The following is a 19,690-nucleotide window of genomic DNA, read 5'->3' on the forward strand; positions in this document are numbered from 1 at the left end:
AACGGGGCCGCCTGCAAGACGGGCGGCCTCTTCTCTTCAGGAGATGCGGCACCGGGGTCGGCAACGGCCCCGGTTTTTCTTTGTCGGCATCCCTCGGAAGAAACGGCCGCGACCTACATGCGCGCCAGCCGCAAGCGCCTGGACTTCTCGGACCGGCGCTTGTCGAAGATCGCCCTGACCGCCCGTGTCGAGCCATCGTCCATCCGCACCGTCATATCCATGTAGAGATGCTTGTCGACGATCGCGATCCGGATGTCGAAGGGCTGGCCACGATAGTGACTGTCGCCGCGCTCGCTCCAACGGCCGATCCCCTCGGCGCGATACCCGCCTCCGGCGCGCCCGAGATGGACCACCGCGAACCATCCGTCCTTGCCCGTCACCTTCAGGACAGGACCGTTCCGGCTGATTTCGACCCAGCAGGTCTCACATGCGTCCGTTCCTGACGCCACCTGCTGCCACTGCCCCGGAAAGGTCGCACCGCTGGCGCGCGCAGCGGCCGGCGGAAGGGCGAAGGCGAGCGTGAACAGCACGGCGGCCAGATGCCGGAAGGCCTGTCTCCAAGACACCATTGATCGTGATCCCAAAACGAACGCACCGGAGCATTTCACCGGCCAAGAAACCATCGATGCTTCGCATTGCGGCTACGTTGCATGATCTTTGGATTCGTCAGGCCGCCGCCTTGGGCAAGCGCTGCGACCTCGCAACACGCGTTCCGGCCCCCCGCATCTTGGCGGATTTCCCCCGGATTCCAGAAAGTGTTTTCGTTCTGGCGATACTTGCGACATTCTGCCTCGACACGGAAAAATTGCATTCCCCTGTTGGAGGACGGGGGAGCCGGACTGGTCGACGTGATGGGAGGAGGAACCATGAGCGACGTTTCCAGCATACACCCGGTGGACGAGAAGCTGCCGGTGGGCAGGCTCGCGACCCTCGGGATCCAGCATGTTCTTGTCATGTATGGCGGTGCCGTCGCGGTGCCGCTGATCGTCGGCCGGGCGCTGCAGCTCAGCCCTGAGGACGTCGCTTTTCTGATCTCGGCCGACCTGTTCGTCTGCGGCATCGTCACCATCATCCAGTCGCTCGGCATCGGCCGCGGCATCGGCATCCGTCTTCCGGTCATGATGGGCGTTACTTTCGCGTCCGTCGGCCCGATGGTTTCGATGGCGGCGATGACGCCCGGGCAGGAAGGGGCGCGCATGATCTTCGGCGCCATCATCGGGGCCGGCCTCGTCGCACTCCTGCTCGCGCCGTTGATGGGCAGATTGCTCAGGTTCTTCCCGCCGGTCGTCACCGGCACCATCATCCTCGTCATCGGCGTCTCGCTGATGCGCGTGGGCGTGAACTGGATCTTCGGCAATCCCTTCGGGCCGACGGCGCCGAAGCTCGTCGATCCGACCCATGCCGAATGGCTGGCCGAATTGAAGAAGGCTGCCGCCGCCGGCGGACCCGCCATTCCTGATGGCCTGGTGCTCGGCGCCACGGTGCCAAACCCGCTCTACGCGGAGCCGAGCCATATCGCCCTTGCCGCCTTCGTGCTCGTCTCCATTCTCGTGATCGCACGCTTCGGTCGCGGGCTGATCAGCAACATCGCGGTGCTGACCGGTGTCGTCGTCGGCTGTGTCGTCGCCGCGGCGCTCGGCATGATGCATTTCGACCGGGTGGCGGACGCCGGCTGGTTCGCCGTGGTCACGCCGCTGCGCTTCGGCATGCCGATCTTCGATCCGGTTCTAATCGCCACCATGTCGCTGGTGATGATCGTGGTCATGATCGAATCGACCGGCATGTTCCTGGCGCTCGGTGAAATGACCAGCCGCGAGGTGTCGCAGCAGCAATTGACGGCGGGGCTTAGGGTCGATGGCCTCGGCACCATGATCGGTGGTCTGTTCAACACCTTCCCCTATACGAGCTTCTCGCAGAATGTCGGCCTCGTCGGCGTCACCGGCGTGAAAAGCCGCTATGTCTGCGTGATGGGCGGCGTCATCATGATCGCACTCGGCCTGATCCCGAAAATGGGCGCGCTGGTCGAGGCGGTACCGACCTTCGTTCTCGGCGGCGCCGGCCTGGTGATGTTCGGCATGGTGGCGGCAACGGGCGTGCGCATCCTGTCGACCGTCGACTTCAAGTCGTCGCGCAACAACCTCTTCGTCGTCGCCGTCTCCGTCGGATTCGGCCTGATCCCGCTGATTGCGCCGAACTACCTGATGTGGCTGCCGCATGTGATCCACCCGATCATCGAGTCCGGCATCGTGCTCGCCTCGATCTCGGCGGTGATGCTCAACGCCTTCTTCAATGGGTTGAGCTTTGAAAGGTCCGCCTCCGTCGACGCGGCCAAGCTCGCCGACAGCCACTGAGCGATGCCGAAAACATCTGCCCCGGCCCCGAAAGGTGGCCGGGGCTTTGTTGTCTCATGCACATTTCGATACTTCGACCGTCACCGAAGCATCTGCCGTCCCCACCGCGCTAGGAGAATGGCAACGACGACGACACGAAGGTTCCCTTGCCATGGCCAAGACCAATCTCTCCCTCGAGCTCCTCCTGTTGCTTGCGCTTGCAACGCTCTGGGGCGCTTCCTACACCTTTATCAAGATCGGCGTTGAAACCATTCCGCCGGTCACGCTGATTGCTGCCCGCACCTTGATCGCCGGTGTCCTGCTTCTCGCGGTTCTCCGCTGGCGTGGCCTGGCGATGCCGCGCGACGCGGCGACTTGGCGGCGGTTCCTGTTCCAGGCCTGCCTCAACAGCGTCGTGCCGTTCACGCTGATTGCCTGGGCCGAACAGACGATCGATGCCGGCATCGCCTCGATCCTCAACGCGACGACGCCGATCTTCACCTTCCTGATGACGGCCCTGATCACCCGCCACGAGCCGGTCTCCATCCGCAAGCTCGTCGGCGTCATCGCAGGCATGACCGGCATCAGCCTGATCATCGGCATGGAGGCCTTCGGCGGTCTCGGCGCGCAATTGCTGCCGCAGCTCGCCGTCGTGCTCGCGACCGTCTGTTATGCCGGCGCCGCGATCTTCGGGCGCGGCTTCAAGGGTCTGGATCCGATGATGCCCGCCGCCGGCTCGCTGATCGCGGGCACGGTGCTGCTGATCCCCACCAGCCTCATTGTCGATCGGCCCTGGACGCTGGCGCCGTCGATGGCTTCGCTGCTCGCCCTTCTCGGCCTTGCCGTCTTCTCGACCGCGCTTGCCTTCGCCATCTATTTCCGGCTGATCCAGACCCTGGGTTCGGTCGGCGCCACGGCCCAGGCCTATCTGCGCGTGCCTGTCGGCGTCGCCATCGGCGCGCTCTTCCTCGGCGAGCGGCTATCGGACACCGCCTGGGCCGGCCTCGGTTGCGTCATCGTCGGCGTTGCCGCCATGACCATGCCGGCGCGGTGGCGCACTTCCGCCGTCCCGGGTCGCGGCTGACTTTCTTTCATTTGAAGGCAACAGGAGGCGTGGCGGCCCCAACGAGCTTGGCTCAGTCCTTGCGCTTGCGGCAGTAGAGCTCGAGCCGGTGCCGCACCAGATCGTAGCCGAGCTCGGCGGCAATCTCCGCTTGCAACTGTTCGATCTTGTCGGAGCGGAACTCGATGACCGCACCGGTATCGATGTCGATCAGATGATCGTGATGCGGCGCGTCGGCGGTCTCGAAACGCGCAGTGGCGCTTTCGAAGGCATGGCGATGCACCACACCCTGCTGTTCGAGCGCCGACAGCGTCCGGTAGACGGTCGAAAGCGAGACGGTGGCGTCGAGCTCCTTCGCCCGGCGATGCAGTTCGTTTGCATCCGGATGGTCTTCGGCGGTGGCGAGGATCTTCAGGATTGCGGAGCGCTGACGCGTCACGCGCACGCCGCCATCCCGCAAAACGCCTTCCAGCTCTTCGACACGATTCTTGTTCTGTTTCATGGTCGTACACTAGCCAAGGGCACCGGTTTTGAAAATAGCTAGTTGCGAATGCTTCTCATTTGCATTGACTTATGCAAATCATTCGCCTACTCCTGTGGGCGTCAACACCTGGGAGTAGTGAATGATCGATCAGACGAGGCGCGCGATCCTGGCAGCGGCCGCTGCCCTGGCAGCCATCGCGCTCGCTCCGGGCACCAGCTCAGCGCAGGAAAAGTTCAAGGCAGTGACGACCTTCACGGTCATTGCCGACATGGCAAAAAACGTCGCGGGCGACGCGGCCGTCGTCGAATCGATCACCAAACCGGGTGCCGAGATCCACAACTACCAGCCGACCCCGCGCGACATCCTGAAGGCGCACGACGCCAAGCTGATCCTGTGGAACGGCCTGAACCTGGAGCGCTGGTTCGAGAAGTTCTTCCAGAATTTCGATGACGTGCCGGGCGTCGTCGTCTCGACTGGCGTCGAACCCATGGGCATTGCCGAGGGCCCCTACACCGGCAAGCCCAACCCGCATGCCTGGATGTCGCCGTCGGCCGCGCTGATCTATGTCGACAACATCCGCGATGCCTTCGTGAAGTTCGATCCCGCCAATGCCGAGGTCTACAAGGCCAACGCCGAAGCCTACAAACAGAAGATCGAGGCAACCATTGCGCCGATCCGCGCCGAGATCGCCAAGATCCCCGAGGACAAGCGCTGGCTGGTCTCGAGCGAAGGCGCCTTCAGCTACCTGATCCGCGATTTCGGCATGAAGGAACTCTATCTCTGGCCGATCAACGCCGACCAGCAGGGCACCCCGCAGCAAGTCCGCAAGGTGATCGACGCCGTCCGGGCCAACCACATTCCTGTCGTCTTCTCCGAAAGCACGATTTCTCCCGACCCGGCCGAGCAGGTCGCGCGCGAAACCGGTGCCAAATACGGCGGCGTGCTCTACGTTGATTCCTTGAGCGAAGCGGACGGTCCGGTTCCGACCTATATCGACCTGCTGCGCGTCACATCGGAAACCATCGCCAAAGGCCTCTCGCAATGAATCTCCAGGTGAAGCCCCGCTCCGGCCCCACGCCGGCATCCGGCGAACAGGGCAGTGGCATCAGCGTCTCAGGAGCGACCGTCACCTACCGCAACGGCCTGCGCGCCCTGCGCGACGCCACCTTCGAAATCCCGACGGGCACCATCACGGCGCTCGTCGGCGTCAACGGCAGCGGCAAGTCGACGCTGTTCAAGGCGATCATGGGCTTTGCCCGCCTATCGCGCGGCGAAATCTCGATCCTTGGGCGCTCCGTTCCGGAAGCACTCAGGAAGAACCTCGTTGCCTATGTGCCGCAGGCCGAAGAGGTCGACTGGAACTTCCCGGTTCTGGTCGAGGACGTCGTCATGATGGGCCGCTACGGTCACATGAACATGCTGCGCATCCCGAAGAAGGCCGACCATGAGGCAGTCGCGGCAGCGCTCGCGCGCGTCGGCATGAGCGACTACCGCAAGCGCCAGATCGGCGAGCTCTCCGGCGGCCAGAAGAAGCGCGTCTTCCTCGCGCGCGCCCTTGCCCAGGATGGCAAGGTCATCCTGCTGGACGAACCCTTCACCGGCGTCGACGTCAAGACCGAGGATGCGATCATTCGCCTGCTGATCGGCCTTCGCGACGAGGGCCGGGTCATGCTGGTTTCGACCCACAATCTCGGCAGCGTGCCGGAGTTCTGCGACCGCACCGTGCTGCTGAAGAACACGGTTCTCGCCTATGGCCCGACCGAAACCACCTTCACCCGCGAAAACCTCGAACTCGCCTTCGGCGGCGTGCTCCGGCACTTCGTGCTCGGCGGCGAAAACCTGCATGACGATGCCGATCCGCGGCAGCTTGCCGTCATCACCGACGACGAGCGCCCGCTGGTCATGTATGGCGACAAGGACCGAATGGTGGCGCAGCCGGCAAAACCCGAAACGGACGGGGAGCCGAACGGCAAATGACGGCCACGCTCCTGGAACCCTTCACCTATGGCTACATGCTCAACGCCATGTGGGTCAGCGCGCTGGTCGGCGCCGTCTGCGCCTTCCTTTCCTCCTACCTGATGCTGAAGGGCTGGTCGCTGATCGGAGATGCCCTTTCGCACTCGATCGTCCCCGGTGTCGCCGGCGCCTACATGCTCGGCCTGCCGTTTTCCATCGGCGCCTTTTTCTCCGGCGCGCTAGCGGCCGGCGCCATGCTGTTTCTCAATCAGCGCACCCGTCTGAAGGAGGACACGATCATCGGCCTGATCTTCACCTCCTTCTTCGGCCTCGGGCTCTTCATGGTGTCGCTGTCGCCGACTTCGGTGAACATCCAGACGATCGTGCTTGGCAACATCCTGGCGATCACGCCCGCCGACACGCTGCAGCTTGCCATCATCGGCATCGTCTCCCTCGTCATCCTGACGGCGAAGTGGAAGGACCTGATGGTGACCTTCTTCGACGAAAGCCACGCCCGCTCGATCGGCATTCCCACCACCTTTCTCAAGGTGCTGTTCTTCACGCTGCTTTCGGCCTGCACCGTCGCAGCACTGCAGACCGTCGGCGCCTTCCTCGTCATCGCCATGGTGGTGACGCCGGGCGCCACCGCTTACTTGCTCACCGACCGCTTTCCGCGGCTGATCGTGATCAGCGTCGCAATCGGGGCGCTCACGAGCTTCTTCGGCGCCTATTTCAGCTACTTCCTCGATGGCGCCACCGGCGGCATCATCATCGTGCTGCAGACCCTGATCTTCCTTGCGGCCTTCGTCTTCGCCCCGAAACACGGGCTTCTCGCCGCGCGCCGGCGTGGCGCCGAACCGGTGGAGGCGGCCCGATGATCTCGCTCGACATGCTGCTCGCCGTCTTTCAATTCGAGTTTATGCGCAACGCGCTGCTGATCTCGGTGCTGGTCGCGATCCCGACGGCGATGCTCTCGTGCTTCCTGGTGCTGAAGGGTTGGTCGCTGATGGGCGACGCGATCTCGCACGCGGTCTTCCCCGGCGTCGTGATCTCCTACATCGTCGGCCTGCCGCTGGCCGTCGGCGCTTTCGCAGCCGGCATGTCCTGTGCGCTTCTCACCGGCTATCTCAAGGAGAACAGCCGTATCAAGCAGGACACGGTCATGGGCGTGGTCTTCTCCGGCATGTTCGGTTTCGGGCTGGTGCTCTACACCAAGATCCAGAGCGACGTGCACCTCGACCATATCCTCTTCGGCGACATGCTCGGTATCGGCTGGCCGGACATAATCGAAACCGGCGTGATCGCGCTGGTCGCCACCGGCATTCTCGCCGTTAAATGGCGCGATTTCCTGCTGCACGCCTTCGATCCCGCCCAGGCCAAGGCCGTCGGCCTTCCGGTCAACTGGCTGCATTACGGGCTGCTCGCGATCCTGTCGCTGACGATCGTCGGCGCGCTGAAGGCGGTGGGCCTGATCCTTGCCATCGCCATGCTGATCGCACCGGGCGCCATCGCTTTCCTGATCACCCGCACCATGGGCGCGATGCTCGTCGTTGCCGTGCTCCTGGCGATGACGGCCTCCTTCTGCGGCGTCTACCTCTCCTTCTTCATCGACAGCGCGCCGGCGCCGACCATCGTGCTGCTGATGACCGCAATGTTCCTGCTCGCCTTCGCCTGGTCATCCTGGCGGACCTACCGGATCGAAGCGCGGCGAACGACGGTCGAGTGACGACGCGGCTCCCGTTGCAGGGAGCCGCCTTTGCCTGCTCTCAGTGGCTCGGATGAAGCGCGTCGTTGAGATACATGCAGGTCAGCATGGTGAAGATATAGGCCTGGATCAGCGCCATCAGCAGTTCGAGCCCGGTCAGCGCCACCGTCATCAGCAGGGGCATGACCGCAGCCAGGATTCCGAGTGCCCCGAGGCCACTGAGCCCCACGACGAAGCCGGCGAAAACCTCGAGGGTGATGTGGCCGGCCAGCATGACCGCGAACAGACGAACCGAGTGGCTGACGGGGCGCGCAAGGTAGGAGACCACCTCGATCGGGATGATGATCGGCGCCAGAATCAATGGCACGCCCGCCGGCATGAACAGTCGCAGGAAGCCGAAGCCGTGCCGGTAGATACCAACGAGCGTGACCGTCAGGAACACGAGCATCGCCAGCGCAAAGGTCACGGCAATATGGCTCGTCACCGTGAAGGCATAGGGGAACGTGCCGATCACATTGGCGACCAGAATGAACATGAACAGCGAGAAAACCAACGGGAAGAAGCGCATGCCCTTCTCGCCGGCGTTGTCGCGGAGCGTCTTTGCCGCAAACTCATAGAGGATCTCGGCCGCCGCCTGCGCCCGGTTCGGCACCAGGCCGTGTCTTCGCGTTGACAGGATCAGGAAAAGACTGGCGATCGCGACGGTCAGCACCATGTAGGCGGCCGAATTGGTAAAGCTGATCTGGTGGCCGCCGACCTCGGCAATCGGAAGGAGCGACTTGATCTCGAATTGTTCGATGGGTCCAGCCATCATCGACCTCGTGCGCTGGTGACGAAATATCGGCGGCACGCGACCGCGGCCACCGACGCGTCAATGTGTTGGATAAGCGCCGACGACCGAGATCGTTCCACGAAGCGGGCGCTTATTGATCGGGCTGTTCCAGGAGAAGGAAGGTCACGCGGACGTGCCGCGGGCCTTGGGGCTGCATGACGCGATCGACACCAGTATCTCGGTCGAGATAGTCGGGCCGTCCCCAAGCGAAGCACCGACGCGGGTCGTCCCGCGTGCGCCCGACCTGGAAGCCATTTGCCGCCGCCGGTCAAGCTCGCGCCTGTCCGAAGCGCAACCGGCCTCAGCCGTAGCGGCGATGATCCATAAGCACGTCTTCGATCACCGCGCGCTGCTTTGCCTTCTCGCTTGCGGGCGCGCCGGTCATGCCGGCAAGAACGATCAGCGCCTTCCACAGGGTCCAGCCCCGCCCGCGCGCCCAGGCGCCGCGATCGAGTGCCATGCCGTCGCGGAAGACGTCACGGCTCTCGCCGTGGAAGAACGTCCAGGCTATCGCGAGATCGCAGGCCGGATCGCCGATGCCCGAGGTGCCGAAATCGATGACGGCGCTTAAGCGACCGTGCTCGACCAGCAGGTTGCCCCAGGCGATATCGCCGTGAAACCAGACGGGCGGCTCCTCGAACGGTGCAGCAAGAGCGGCTTCCCACACCTCCCTGGCGGCCGTCGTGTCGACCTCGCCTTCGAGCAGCGTGAGCGCCTGGCGCGTCTGCGCGTCATAGAAGCCTGGCGGGCCGCCACGATGGAAATTGTGGTCGCCGGGCAACGGCCCGCCGGCCGTATCCACTTGTCGCATGGCGCGCAGAAACCACGTGAGATCCTTCGCCACGTCGCGGATATCCGCAACCCGCTCCACCGCCAATGTTTCGCCCGGAAGCCAGCGGTAGACCGACCAGCGCCAGGGAAAACCTTCGCCGGGCATGCCCTTGGCCAGGGGCATGGGAATGGGCAGCGGCAGGTGCGGCGCCAGACGCGGCAGCCAGCGGTGCTCCTTCTCCACCTGCTGCACGTAATGCTCGGCGCTCGGCAGGCGCACGGTCATCCGGTCGCCGAGCCGGAAGGTTCTGTTGTCCCAGCCGCCGGGTTCGATCGGGCGCACCTCGAGATCCGACCATTGCGGAAACTGTGTTGCGATCAGCCGCCGTACCAGCGACGCGTCGATCACAAGCTCGGCTGAACTCGAAACTGCCATGGCGCATCCCATTCGATATTTGCGCCAAGCTATGTGATCGCCCCTGGATTTCAACTTCCTACAGCGCCGCGCGTCTTATCAGACGCGCAAAAGGTCGCTCTAGCACTTTGAGTTGCTGCATGTTTTTGTCCATTAATCGGCTACGGTTAAAGGAAACATGCAGTAGTTCCACCGCACCTCCCGTTCAGCGGCGCGTTGTGCCGAGATGCAATAGTCCTTTGCCGATATCGGCGGTTGCATATTGCCGCCGCGACGGATTTCAGGGATGAAGAGGGCCCAGACCCGTTGATAACCCGAGACCATGGAAGCCCGGCCGACCGTTCACTTTTCGCTGGAGGCGCCGCGCCTCATCGCGCCCCGCCGGGCAGGCGAGGCGGCATGAGCACGTCCCGTGGCAAGACGCCGGCTCAAAGGCCCGCCCGCCGGACGGGACTGCGCTTCTTTCTTGTGGCCCTCGTCCTGATCATCACCGCCATTCTCGCAACGGCCCTGCTCGCCAACGAGCGGCGCAACCTCAGGAAAGTTCTCGTCGCATTGGGCCTGCCGACGACCTTCCTCGAGAGGAACAAGCCCTCGGAACCGATGGCCGACAAGCCCGCAAGGCGCGAACCGCCGCGCATCGCCCTGCCCGCCTGGACCTTCCAGGATCTGCAGACGCCGGAGCAGCAATTCATGCGCGTGATCCGCAGCGATCCGAAGGCGCTTTGCGATGAATTGCGTGACGCCGGCTTCCGCGAACTCGAATGGAAAGCCGGTGCGGGAGAACGCGCCCAGTGGGAATGTTCCTCGCTCGTCTCCTTCCCGCGTCCGGGCGAGGACAAACCCTCGTCGATCTTCATCTTCGTCAAGGGCAGCGGCGAGGAGGAAATCACCTCCTTCCGCGTCAAGCTCAACATCGAACGCCCCGAGGACCGCCAAGCCGTGACCACCGCAGCAGCACGGGCGGCCTCCGTATTTCTCGACCATGTGCGCTGGGCCGACGCGGCCAGCGTCACGCTGCAGATCCAGGCACTGAAGGAATTCGACCTCAAGCGTTTCGGCAGCCGCATCCAGTTCAAGCGCGAGTCCGACGAGGTGACGCCACGCTACAATTTCCTTGCGAACCAGCCGCCGCGCGCGCGGCCGAAGAGCATTGCCGAGCTTTACTTCGACCGGAGCAAATGGCTCGCCTATGGCGATGCCAGTCAACGCAGCTTCGTCAAAGGTCCCACGGAATGGAACGTGCCGGTGAAAGTGCCGGATGGCACGCAACCGGCGCCCGATACCAGCGCCGGTGACAAGCCCGCCGCCAACCGCACGCCGTGACGGTCCTGTCACGCCCGGGTTAGGGAAAGCAATGACTTACCGATCGATCCGGGTCGACAGGATAATCGAAGATAATGTCCGGTCGACGCCATCGATCTCGCCGATGCGATCGATTAGAAGATCGAGTTCGCTGATCGACGTCGCCGCGACCACGGCGATAAGGTCGAAACTGCCGCTGACGGAATGCAGCGTCTGGATTTCACGGATAGCGCTGAGTTCAGGGGTCACGCGGGAGAGCGCCCGCGGCGCGATGGTGATCAGCACATGCGCCTTGACCAGCCCCTTCTCGTAGCTCTCCGACAGGCGCACGCCATAGCCGGTGATGATGCCCTCGCGCTCCAACCGCTCGATCCTCGCCTGCACCGTCGTACGCGACAGGCCGAGCCGCCGGGCGATCGTTGCGGTTGGCATGCGGGCGTTTTCGCTGAGGATGGCGAGCAGCTCCCGATCCTTGTCCGTGATTTGCATTTCGTCGGTCCGCTTGGGCAATCTGCCGAATATCTATAGGCGATTTAGTCATTTCAGCGCTTCAAATCAACAACCCTTCCCCCGACAATGGAGACAGAAACAGTTCTCATACCCTGGGGGAAAGAATGAAGAATATCGTCGTCATCGGAGCAGGCAAGATCGGCTCCACCATCGCTCGCATGCTCGCCCACACCGGCGACTACAGCGTCTGCGTCGCCGATCGCAGCGCCGAGCAGCTGGAGCAGATCGAAAAGCATGCCGCGATCACGACGGCAACCGTCGACATCGGCGACAAGAAGGCGCTCGTCGCCCTTCTCTCCGGCAAGTTCGCCGTGCTCAGCGCCGCTCCGTTCCACCTGACGGTGGCGATCGCCGAAGCCGCCGCCGAAGCTGGCATCCACTATCTCGACCTCACGGAAGACGTCGAATCCACCCGCCAGGTCAAGGCGATCGCCGCCAAGGCGAACACCGCCTTCATCCCGCAGTGCGGCCTCGCACCGGGCTTCATCTCGATCGTCGCCAACGATCTCGCCAGCCGCTTCGAGACGCTCGAAAACGTGCGCATGCGCGTCGGCGCCCTGCCGCAGTATCCGTCGAACGCTCTGAACTATAACCTGACCTGGAGCACCGACGGCGTCATCAACGAATATATCGAGCCCTGCGAGGCGATCGTCGAAGGCAACCTCATCGAAGTGCCGGCCATGGAAGAGCGCGAAGAATTCTCGCTCGATGGCGTCACCTACGAAGCCTTCAACACCTCGGGCGGCCTCGGCACCCTCTGCGAATCGCTGAAGGGCAAGGTCCGCACCCTGAACTACAAGACGATCCGCTATCCGGGCCACGCTGCGATCATGAAGGCGCTCCTCAACGACCTCGGCCTGCGCCACCGCCGCGAAGTTCTCAAGGACATCTTCGAGAATGCGCTGCCGACCACGACCCAGGACGTCGTCGTGATCTTCGTCACCGTTTCGGGCTTCCGCGATGGCCGCCTGATCCAGGAAACCTACGCCAACAAGGTCTATAGCGGCGTCGTTGCCGGCCGCATGCAGAGCGGTATCCAGATCACCACGGCAGGCAGCATCTGCGCCGTGCTCGACCTGCTCGCCGAAGGCAAGATCGCGTCGAAGGGCTTTGTCCGCCAGGAAGACATCAGCCTCGACACCTTCCTCGCAAACCGCTTCGGCCACTACTACGCTCAGAAGGGCGAAACCGAGCGCGTCGCCGGCTGATCCTTCAGCTTGAAGCGTGCCAGATTTGGAGCGGGATAGATATCCCGCTCTCACCTATGTAAAGCCCGGGTTCTCGCCCGGGCTTTTTTCATGTCGTCCAGCCATTTGGGCCAGAGCGCCGCACGTCTTCTGAGACACGCAACGGTCGCCTCCGCACCTCGATTTGCTGCACGTCTTTGTCCTTGGAGCGAGGTCGAGATGCACCAAGCGGGTCGCGATCTTTCAGCTTCGCTCCTTGCGCTTCAAGCCTTTGATATTTCGGCTGCCGCTATCGAAAAACCGCGGCGCGCCTATGTGCGACATGCTTCAAGGGCAGCCCTTCAGCTTCGGCCGAATTCGTCCTCGATGCGGATGATGTCGTCTTCGCCGAGATAGGAGCCGGTCTGCACTTCGATCAATTCCAGCGGGATCTTGCCCGGGTTGGAGAGCCGGTGCACGATCCCCGGCGGAATATAGGCCGACTCGTTCTCGTGCAGCATTCGCGTTTCTCCGGCCATCGTGATCTCCGCCGTGCCGTGCACAACAATCCAATGCTCTGCCCGATGATGATGCTTCTGCAGCGAGATCTTCTTGCCGGGATTCACGCGCAGGCGTTTGACGGCAAAACGTTCTCCGTCCGAAATGGCAGCGACCGCGCCCCAGGGGCGATAGGAGGTCGGGTGTATCTCGGTCAGGACCGTTGTCTTCGGCGACTTCGCCAGTGTCTTGACCATGGAACCGACGCTCTGGCTGTCGGCCAGCCGTCCGACATAGACGGCATCCTCGCCGGCAATGACGGCGACATCGTCCAGCCCTTGAACTGCAAGGTGGATGTCGCGCGACAGGACCAGCGAATTGCGCGTGTTCGACACCGTCGCCCTGTCGGTGACGACATTGCCGTCACCGTCCTTTTCTCCCGTCTTCCAGACGGCGTCCCAACTGCCGAGATCGGACCAGAGGAAGGAAGACGGTACCACGGCCGCCCGCTCGGTCTTTTCAAACACCGCATAATCGACGGAGGTCTCGGGCGCAGTCGCAAAGCTCGCCGCATCCAGGCGCGTGAAATCGAGATCCTTCTGTGCCCTTTCCAGCGCGAGCTTCGCCGCTTCCCAGACCTGCGGCGCGTGCCGCTTCATTTCGTCCAGAAAGGGATTGACCGGCAGCATGAACATGCCGGAGTTCCAGAGGTAGCGCCCGGTCTCGAGCATCGCTTCGGCTTTCGCACGATCCGGCTTCTCGACGAAGCGAGCCACACGGTTCGTGCCCGCCGTCAACTCTTCGCCGCACTCGATGTAGCCGTAGCCGGTCGCGGGTTCCGTCGGCGTGATGCCGAAGGTCACCAGCTCGCCGTGGCTTGCGGCCTGGCGCGCCCTGAGGATGCAATCCCTGTAGATCTCGCCGGCATCGATCTCGTGGTCGGAGGCAAGGACCTGCATGATGGCGCCCTTGCCGTAGCGGGCGAGAACCTGGAAAGCAGCGGCAGCCAGCGCCGGTGCGGTATTGCGGGCCATCGGCTCAAGAAGAATGTCGCCCAGGTGAACGTCGATCGCCCGGGCCTGCTCCGCGACAATGAAGCGAAAGTCGCTGTTGGTGACGATGATGGCCGGCTCGAACTGGCTGGCGTCGCGAACGCGCTCCAGCGTCTGCTGAAACTGCGAGCGGTCCGAGAGGATCTGCAGGAATTGCTTCGGCGCGGCGGCACGAGAGAGCGGCCATAGGCGGGTACCGCGTCCGCCGGCCATGATCACCGGAACAATCTTTGACGTCATACCGGCGCCTCTTCCTCTTCGAGCTGAACGTTCCGGGACCAATTAAGGGTTTCTGATGGAGAATAGCCAAAGCGCCGATCCGGGCAAGCCATTCGCCGATGTGAAGGTTTAGTCGGGATGAGGAAGAGCGTATGCCGTTCTCCGCCCACATCCCGCTCTAACTTAAGGGGAGCGATTGCGGCAAAGACCTGGCGACCAATAAAAAACCCCGCTCGAAGGCGGGGTCCGTTTCAAATCGGTTACCCTTCCGGGTGTCCCTTTCAAGCCGGGATCACGATCTCGCCAAGCTTCGTCAGCTCGGCAATGAACTGTTCGAGACGGGTCTTCTTCTCGTCTCTGGCGCCTTCCAGCTCGGCACGAACCGCTTCGATACGGTTTTCAAGAATCGTACGGTCGAGTTCGTCGACGTGGACGGCGGACTCGGCCAGAAGCGTGCAGCCGGTCGGCAGGATGTCGGCAAAGCCGCCGAACACGGCAAAGCGCTCGGTCTTGCCGTCAGCCGTCTTCACCGTGACCACGCCGGGCTTGACCGTCGTCATCGTCGGAGCGTGATTGGCCATCACGGTCATCTCGCCCTCGGTCGCCGGAATGACGACGTCCGTCACTTTTTCGGAGAGGAGCAGGCGCTCGGGGGAAACAAGCTCAAAGTTGAAATCGGCCATGACCATTCACTTCTCGTGGGCGCGCCACCCGAAGGCGGCTGTGCATGTCTTCCCTGCCCTCTGAGAAGGCAGGATGAAAGCCTCGGCGCGCCATCGCGCCGAGGCTTAACAGTGCTATCAAGCGGCTTCTGCAGCCAGCTTCTTGGCCTTTTCGATCGCTTCTTCGATCGAGCCGACCATGTAGAAGGCAGCTTCCGGCAGATGGTCATACTCGCCGTTGACCAGGCCCTTGAAGCCCTTGATCGTGTCTTCGAGGGCCACGAGCTTGCCCGGCGAGCCGGTGAAGACTTCGGCAACGAAGAACGGCTGCGACAGGAAGCGTTCGATCTTACGAGCGCGGGCAACGGCCAGCTTGTCTTCTTCAGACAGTTCGTCCATGCCCAGGATGGCGATGATGTCCTGGAGAGCCTTGTAGCGCTGCAGGGTCGTCTGGACCTTGCGCGATACTTCGTAGTGCTCTTCGCCGACGATCATCGGGTCGAGCATGCGCGACGTCGAGTCGAGCGGGTCAACGGCCGGGTAGATGCCCTTTTCTGCGATCGAGCGCGACAGAACGGTCGTAGCGTCAAGGTGGGCGAACGAGGTTGCCGGCGCCGGGTCGGTCAAGTCGTCGGCCGGAACGTAGATGGCCTGAACCGAGGTGATCGAACCCTTGGTCGTGGTGGTGATGCGCTCCTGCATGGCGCCCATGTCGGTCGCCAGCGTCGGCTGATAGCCCACGGCCGAAGGAATACGGCCGAGCAGAGCCGACACTTCCGAGCCAGCCTGGGTGAAGCGGAAGATGTTGTCGACGAAGAACAGAACGTCCTGGCCCTTGTCGCGGAAGTCTTCAGCGATCGTCAGACCGGTCAGAGCGACGCGAGCGCGGGCGCCCGGCGGTTCGTTCATCTGGCCGTAAACGAGCGCGGCCTTGGAGCCTGCGCCGCCGCCGTGCTTGTTAACGCCGGACTCGATCATTTCGTGGTAAAGGTCGTTGCCTTCGCGGGTACGCTCACCCACGCCGGCGAATACCGAGTAACCACCGTGCGCCTTGGCAACGTTGTTGATCAGTTCCATGATGAGAACGGTCTTGCCGACGCCTGCACCGCCGAAGAGGCCGATCTTACCGCCCTTTGCGTAAGGAGCGAGAAGGTCGACGACCTTGATGCCGGTGACGAGGATCTGCGCTTCCGTCGACTGCTCGACATAGGACGGCGCTTCCTGGTGGATGGCGCGCTTGCCGGAGGTGACGAGCGGGCCGGCTTCGTCAACCGGCTCGCCGATGACGTTCATGATACGGCCGAGCGTTTCGTCGCCGACCGGAACCGTGATTGGTGCGCCGGTGTCGGTGACCGACTGACCGCGGACCAGACCTTCGGTCGAGTCCATGGCGATCGTGCGGACGGAGTTTTCGCCGAGGTGCTGTGCGACTTCGAGAACGAGGCGGTTGCCGTTGTTGTCGGTTTCCAGCGCGTTCAGGATCTGCGGAAGCTGGCCTTCGTCGAACGCGACGTCGACGACGGCGCCGATGACCTGCGTTACGCGACCGACAGCGCCGGTTGCGCCAACTGCCGCGGTCTTGGCGGAAGCTGCCTTCCTCGGTGCAGCGGGCTTCTTCTCCGCTACGGTTTCTTTCGGGGTAGCTGCCTTAGCCATAATCCTTACCCTCTTCTCGTAACCTTAGAGCGCTTCCGCGCCCGAGATGATTTCAATGAGTTCCTTGGTGATCTGAGCCTGACGCTGACGGTTGTAGTTCAGCGTCAGCTTGTTGATCATCTCACCAGCATTGCGCGTCGCGTTGTCCATCGCGCTCATCTTCGCGCCCATTTCGCCGGCGACGTTCTCGAGCAGGGCCCGGAAGATCTGCACGGAAATGTTGCGCGGAATGAGGTCGCTCAGGATCGCGCCCGCGTCCGGCTCATATTCGTAGACGGCCGAAGCATCCGATGCCTCCGCTGCGACCGGGCCGGCCGAAGCGGGGATCAACTGCTGAGCTGTCGGAATCTGGGCGATAACGGACTTGAACTCGGAGTAGAACAGCGTGCAGACATCGAACTCGCCCTTTTCGAAGAGCGCGATGATCTTGTGGCCAATCTGGTCGGCGTTTTCAAAGCCGATCTTCTTGACTTCACGCAGGTCGACACGATCGATGATCAGCGACGCAAATTCGCGGCGCAGGATATCGAAGCCCTTCTTGCCGACGCAGATGATCTTGACCGTCTTGCCGGCTGCAAGCAGCTTGCGAACATGGTCGCGGGCATGGCGGGCGATCTGCGAGTTGAAGCCGCCGCAAAGGCCGCGTTCAGCCGTACAGACGACCAGAAGGTGCGTATCGTCCTTACCGGTCCCGGTCATCAGCGCAGGCGCGCTGTCGTCCGCACCAACCGCCTGGGCGATGTTGGAGAGAACGGCAGCCATGCGCTGCGAGTAAGGCCGGGCGGCCTCGGCCGCCTCCTGCGCACGCCGAAGCTTCGCCGCGGCGACCATTTTCATCGCCTTGGTGATCTTCTGCGTCGCCTTGACGGAGGCGATCCGGTTCTTCAGATCCTTAAGTGAAGGCATCCGTTATCCGTCCTAAATGAAATCCGCTCAGGCGAAAGACTTGGCGAAGCTGTCGATTGCAGCTTTCAGCTTGCCCTTGACGTCGTCGGAGATCGCCTTGTCCTTGCGGATGGTTTCCAGGATGTCCTTGCCTTCCGAACGCATGTACGAAAGCAGGCCCTGCTCGAACTTGCCGACCTGGTTGACCGGCAGCTTGTCGAGGTAACCGTTGACGCCTGCGAAGATGACAGCGACCTGTTCTTCCGTCTTCAGCGGCGAGAACTGCGGCTGCTTCAGGAGTTCGGTCAGGCGGGCACCGCGGTTCAGGAGGCGCTGCGTAGCGGCGTCGAGGTCCGAGCCGAACTGCGCGAAGGCCGCCATTTCGCGGTACTGAGCGAGTTCGCCCTTGATCGAACCTGCGACCTGCTTCATCGCCTTGATCTGAGCGGCCGAGCCAACGCGGGAAACCGACAGACCGACGTTAACGGCCGGACGGATGCCCTGGTAGAACAGGTCGGTTTCAAGGAAGATCTGGCCGTCGGTGATCGAGATCACGTTGGTCGGGATGAACGCCGAAACGTCGTTGCCCTGCGTTTCGATGACCGGCAGAGCCGTCAGCGAGCCAGCGCCCATGTCGTCGTTGAGCTTTGCAGCGCGCTCGAGCAGACGGGAGTGCAGGTAGAAAACGTCGCCCGGGTAAGCTTCGCGGCCCGGCGGGCGGCGCAGCAGCAGCGACATCTGACGGTAGGCAACGGCCTGCTTGGACAGGTCGTCATAGCCGATGAGAGCGTGCTTGCCGTTGTCACGGAAGTATTCGCCCATGGCGCAGCCGGCGAACGGCGCGAGGTACTGCATCGGAGCCGGATCGGAAGCCGTCGCGGCAACGATGATCGAATACTGCAGGGCGCCACGCTCTTCCAGAACCTTCACGAACTGGGCAACCGTCGAACGCTTCTGGCCGATTGCAACGTAGACGCAATACAGCTTGTCACCTTCCGGACCATTGTCGTGAATGGCCTTCTGGTTGAGGATCGTGTCGAGGATGATGGCGGTCTTGCCGGTCTGGCGGTCGCCGATGACGAGCTCGCGCTGGCCGCGGCCGACCGGGATCAGAGCGTCGATGGCCTTGAGGCCGGTCGACATCGGCTCATGCACCGACTTGCGCGGAATGATGCCCGGAGCCTTGACGTCAACGCGGGCGCGCTGCTTGGCATTGATCGGGCCCTTGCCGTCGATCGGGTTGCCGAGCGCGTCGACGACGCGGCCAAGCAGTTCCGGACCAACCGGGACGTCCACGATGGCGCCAGTCCGCTTGACGGTGTCGCCTTCCTTGATGTCACGGTCCGAACCGAAGATAACGACACCGACGTTGTCGGCTTCGAGGTTCAGCGCCATGCCGCGAATTCCACCCGGGAATTCGACCATTTCGCCTGCCTGAACATTGTCGAGGCCGTAGACGCGGGCAATACCGTCACCGACGGAAAGCACCTGACCGACTTCGGAGACTTCTGCTTCCTGGCCGAAATTTTTGATCTGATCTTTGAGAATTGCGGAAATTTCCGCGGCGCGGATATCCATCAGCCGACCTCTTTCAGTGCAAGCTTAAGGGTAGAGAGTTTGGTGCGAAGGGAGGTGTCAATCTGGCGGGACCCGACCTTGACGATCAGACCTCCAAGAATAGACGGGTCGACGGTGACGTTGACCGCCACGTCTTTGCCGGTGACGCTTTTCAGCGTCGCCTTCAATTCAGTTTCCTGCGCTGCGGTGAGCGCATGGGCCGACGTAACGTCGGCGGAGATTTCGCCACGATGGCGCGCAGCGATCAGGCGGAACGCCTTGATCATGCCCGGCAGCGCGAAGAGGCGGCGATTGCGGGCAACGACCTTGAGGAAGTTGCCGACGAGCCCGGAGATGCCAGCCTTCTCGGCAACTGCCGAAATGGCCTTGAACTGGTCGTCTGCAGAAAAGACCGGGCTTACGATCAGCCGCTTCAGATCATCGCTGCCGTCGATCAGGGCCTGGACGCGGGTAAGATCCGCACCGACTGCCTCGACGGAACCGGCGCCGAGCGCGAGTTCAAAAAGCGAGGACGCATATCTTTCTGCAACACCGGAAATAAGCTGGGATGTGTCTGCCACGGGCACAAGCTTCTCTCAATTTCATTCAAGAACCGAGCTGGCG

Annotated in this window: 19 protein-coding genes; 8 read left to right on the forward strand and 11 right to left on the reverse strand. The window is 62.8% G+C overall.

What is annotated here, in order from left to right:
* Window positions 1–113 precede the first annotated feature (113 nt).
* Window positions 114–569, reverse strand: coding sequence for a hypothetical protein (locus tag AC1Z3V_RS15785; protein ID WP_483500276.1), 456 nt, complete (start codon window positions 567–569; stop codon window positions 114–116).
* Between the two features lie 297 nt (window positions 570–866).
* Here AC1Z3V_RS15785 and AC1Z3V_RS15790 point away from each other — a divergent pair, with 297 nt between their 5' ends.
* A complete protein-coding gene (locus tag AC1Z3V_RS15790; RefSeq protein WP_483500278.1) occupies window positions 867–2,351 on the forward strand; it encodes a nucleobase:cation symporter-2 family protein in 1,485 nt (494 codons plus the stop codon).
* Between the two features lie 151 nt (window positions 2,352–2,502).
* Window positions 2,503–3,414 (forward strand): DMT family transporter, encoded by a 912-nt coding sequence (locus AC1Z3V_RS15795; RefSeq protein ID WP_483500280.1) that lies wholly within the window; start codon window positions 2,503–2,505, stop codon window positions 3,412–3,414.
* 52 nt (window positions 3,415–3,466) lie between these two features.
* Here AC1Z3V_RS15795 and AC1Z3V_RS15800 read toward each other — a convergent pair whose 3' ends face one another.
* On the reverse strand, window positions 3,467–3,895 hold the full coding sequence (locus AC1Z3V_RS15800) for a Fur family transcriptional regulator (protein ID WP_429815058.1): 429 nt from the start codon (window positions 3,893–3,895) through the stop codon (window positions 3,467–3,469).
* A 121-nt stretch (window positions 3,896–4,016) separates the two neighbouring features.
* Here AC1Z3V_RS15800 and AC1Z3V_RS15805 point away from each other — a divergent pair, with 121 nt between their 5' ends.
* From AC1Z3V_RS15805 to AC1Z3V_RS15820, 4 genes are read left to right on the forward strand one after another with little or no spacing between them, the layout of a single operon-like run.
* Window positions 4,017–4,922: a metal ABC transporter substrate-binding protein gene (locus AC1Z3V_RS15805; RefSeq protein ID WP_483500282.1), complete on the forward strand. Its 906-nt coding sequence runs from the start codon at window positions 4,017–4,019 to the stop codon at window positions 4,920–4,922.
* Window positions 4,919–5,854 (forward strand): manganese/iron ABC transporter ATP-binding protein, encoded by a 936-nt coding sequence (locus AC1Z3V_RS15810; protein WP_429815053.1) that lies wholly within the window; start codon window positions 4,919–4,921, stop codon window positions 5,852–5,854. The genes AC1Z3V_RS15805 and AC1Z3V_RS15810 overlap by 4 nt, the downstream gene beginning before the upstream one ends.
* Window positions 5,851–6,711, forward strand: a complete 861-nt coding sequence (locus AC1Z3V_RS15815) for a metal ABC transporter permease (RefSeq protein WP_483500284.1) — start codon at window positions 5,851–5,853, stop codon at window positions 6,709–6,711. The genes AC1Z3V_RS15810 and AC1Z3V_RS15815 overlap by 4 nt, the downstream gene beginning before the upstream one ends.
* Entirely contained in the window at window positions 6,708–7,559 is an 852-nt protein-coding gene (locus AC1Z3V_RS15820) for a metal ABC transporter permease (protein WP_483500286.1), read from the forward strand. Before AC1Z3V_RS15815 ends, AC1Z3V_RS15820 begins: the two co-directional genes overlap by 4 nt.
* A gap of 40 nt (window positions 7,560–7,599) precedes the next feature.
* On the opposite strand, the gene AC1Z3V_RS15825 is transcribed toward AC1Z3V_RS15820, so the two are convergent.
* Together AC1Z3V_RS15825 and AC1Z3V_RS15830 are read right to left on the reverse strand one after the other, a co-directional pair.
* Window positions 7,600–8,349 (reverse strand): F0F1 ATP synthase subunit A, encoded by a 750-nt coding sequence (locus tag AC1Z3V_RS15825; RefSeq protein WP_429815045.1) that lies wholly within the window; start codon window positions 8,347–8,349, stop codon window positions 7,600–7,602.
* A 322-nt stretch (window positions 8,350–8,671) separates the two neighbouring features.
* Window positions 8,672–9,577, reverse strand: a complete 906-nt coding sequence (locus tag AC1Z3V_RS15830; RefSeq protein WP_483500288.1) for an aminoglycoside phosphotransferase family protein — start codon at window positions 9,575–9,577, stop codon at window positions 8,672–8,674.
* Window positions 9,578–9,955: 378 nt separating this feature from the next.
* Here AC1Z3V_RS15830 and AC1Z3V_RS15835 point away from each other — a divergent pair, with 378 nt between their 5' ends.
* Entirely contained in the window at window positions 9,956–10,882 is a 927-nt protein-coding gene (locus AC1Z3V_RS15835) for a DUF6030 family protein (RefSeq protein ID WP_483500290.1), read from the forward strand.
* 36 nt (window positions 10,883–10,918) lie between these two features.
* Here AC1Z3V_RS15835 and AC1Z3V_RS15840 read toward each other — a convergent pair whose 3' ends face one another.
* The gene (locus AC1Z3V_RS15840; protein ID WP_429815038.1) at window positions 10,919–11,350 is read right to left on the reverse strand and encodes an Lrp/AsnC family transcriptional regulator; all 432 of its coding nucleotides are present in this window, start codon (window positions 11,348–11,350) and stop codon (window positions 10,919–10,921) included.
* A gap of 125 nt (window positions 11,351–11,475) precedes the next feature.
* On the opposite strand from AC1Z3V_RS15840, the gene AC1Z3V_RS15845 reads away from it, so the two are divergent.
* Entirely contained in the window at window positions 11,476–12,579 is a 1,104-nt protein-coding gene (locus tag AC1Z3V_RS15845) for a saccharopine dehydrogenase family protein (protein WP_483500292.1), read from the forward strand.
* A gap of 320 nt (window positions 12,580–12,899) precedes the next feature.
* Here AC1Z3V_RS15845 and AC1Z3V_RS15850 read toward each other — a convergent pair whose 3' ends face one another.
* The 6 genes from AC1Z3V_RS15850 to AC1Z3V_RS15875 all read right to left on the reverse strand — a co-directional run bounded on the left by AC1Z3V_RS15850 (window position 12,900) and on the right by AC1Z3V_RS15875 (window position 19,653).
* Window positions 12,900–14,327, reverse strand: coding sequence for a mannose-1-phosphate guanylyltransferase/mannose-6-phosphate isomerase (locus AC1Z3V_RS15850; RefSeq protein ID WP_483500293.1), 1,428 nt, complete (start codon window positions 14,325–14,327; stop codon window positions 12,900–12,902).
* A gap of 260 nt (window positions 14,328–14,587) precedes the next feature.
* Window positions 14,588–14,989, reverse strand: coding sequence for a F0F1 ATP synthase subunit epsilon (locus AC1Z3V_RS15855; RefSeq protein ID WP_429815030.1), 402 nt, complete (start codon window positions 14,987–14,989; stop codon window positions 14,588–14,590).
* 117 nt (window positions 14,990–15,106) lie between these two features.
* The gene (gene atpD / locus AC1Z3V_RS15860; RefSeq protein ID WP_483500295.1) at window positions 15,107–16,624 is read right to left on the reverse strand and encodes a F0F1 ATP synthase subunit beta; all 1,518 of its coding nucleotides are present in this window, start codon (window positions 16,622–16,624) and stop codon (window positions 15,107–15,109) included.
* A 24-nt stretch (window positions 16,625–16,648) separates the two neighbouring features.
* Window positions 16,649–17,530, reverse strand: a complete 882-nt coding sequence (locus AC1Z3V_RS15865; RefSeq protein WP_483500297.1) for a F0F1 ATP synthase subunit gamma — start codon at window positions 17,528–17,530, stop codon at window positions 16,649–16,651.
* Between the two features lie 27 nt (window positions 17,531–17,557).
* Complete coding sequence (gene atpA, locus AC1Z3V_RS15870) at window positions 17,558–19,087, reverse strand: F0F1 ATP synthase subunit alpha (RefSeq protein ID WP_483500299.1); 1,530 nt, start codon at window positions 19,085–19,087, stop codon at window positions 17,558–17,560.
* Window positions 19,087–19,653 (reverse strand): F0F1 ATP synthase subunit delta, encoded by a 567-nt coding sequence (locus AC1Z3V_RS15875; protein WP_429815018.1) that lies wholly within the window; start codon window positions 19,651–19,653, stop codon window positions 19,087–19,089. The genes atpA and AC1Z3V_RS15875 overlap by 1 nt, the downstream gene beginning before the upstream one ends.
* Window positions 19,654–19,690: the final 37 nt, after the last annotated feature.

It is taken from the genome of Ensifer sp. 38_S197 (assembly GCF_056924495.1).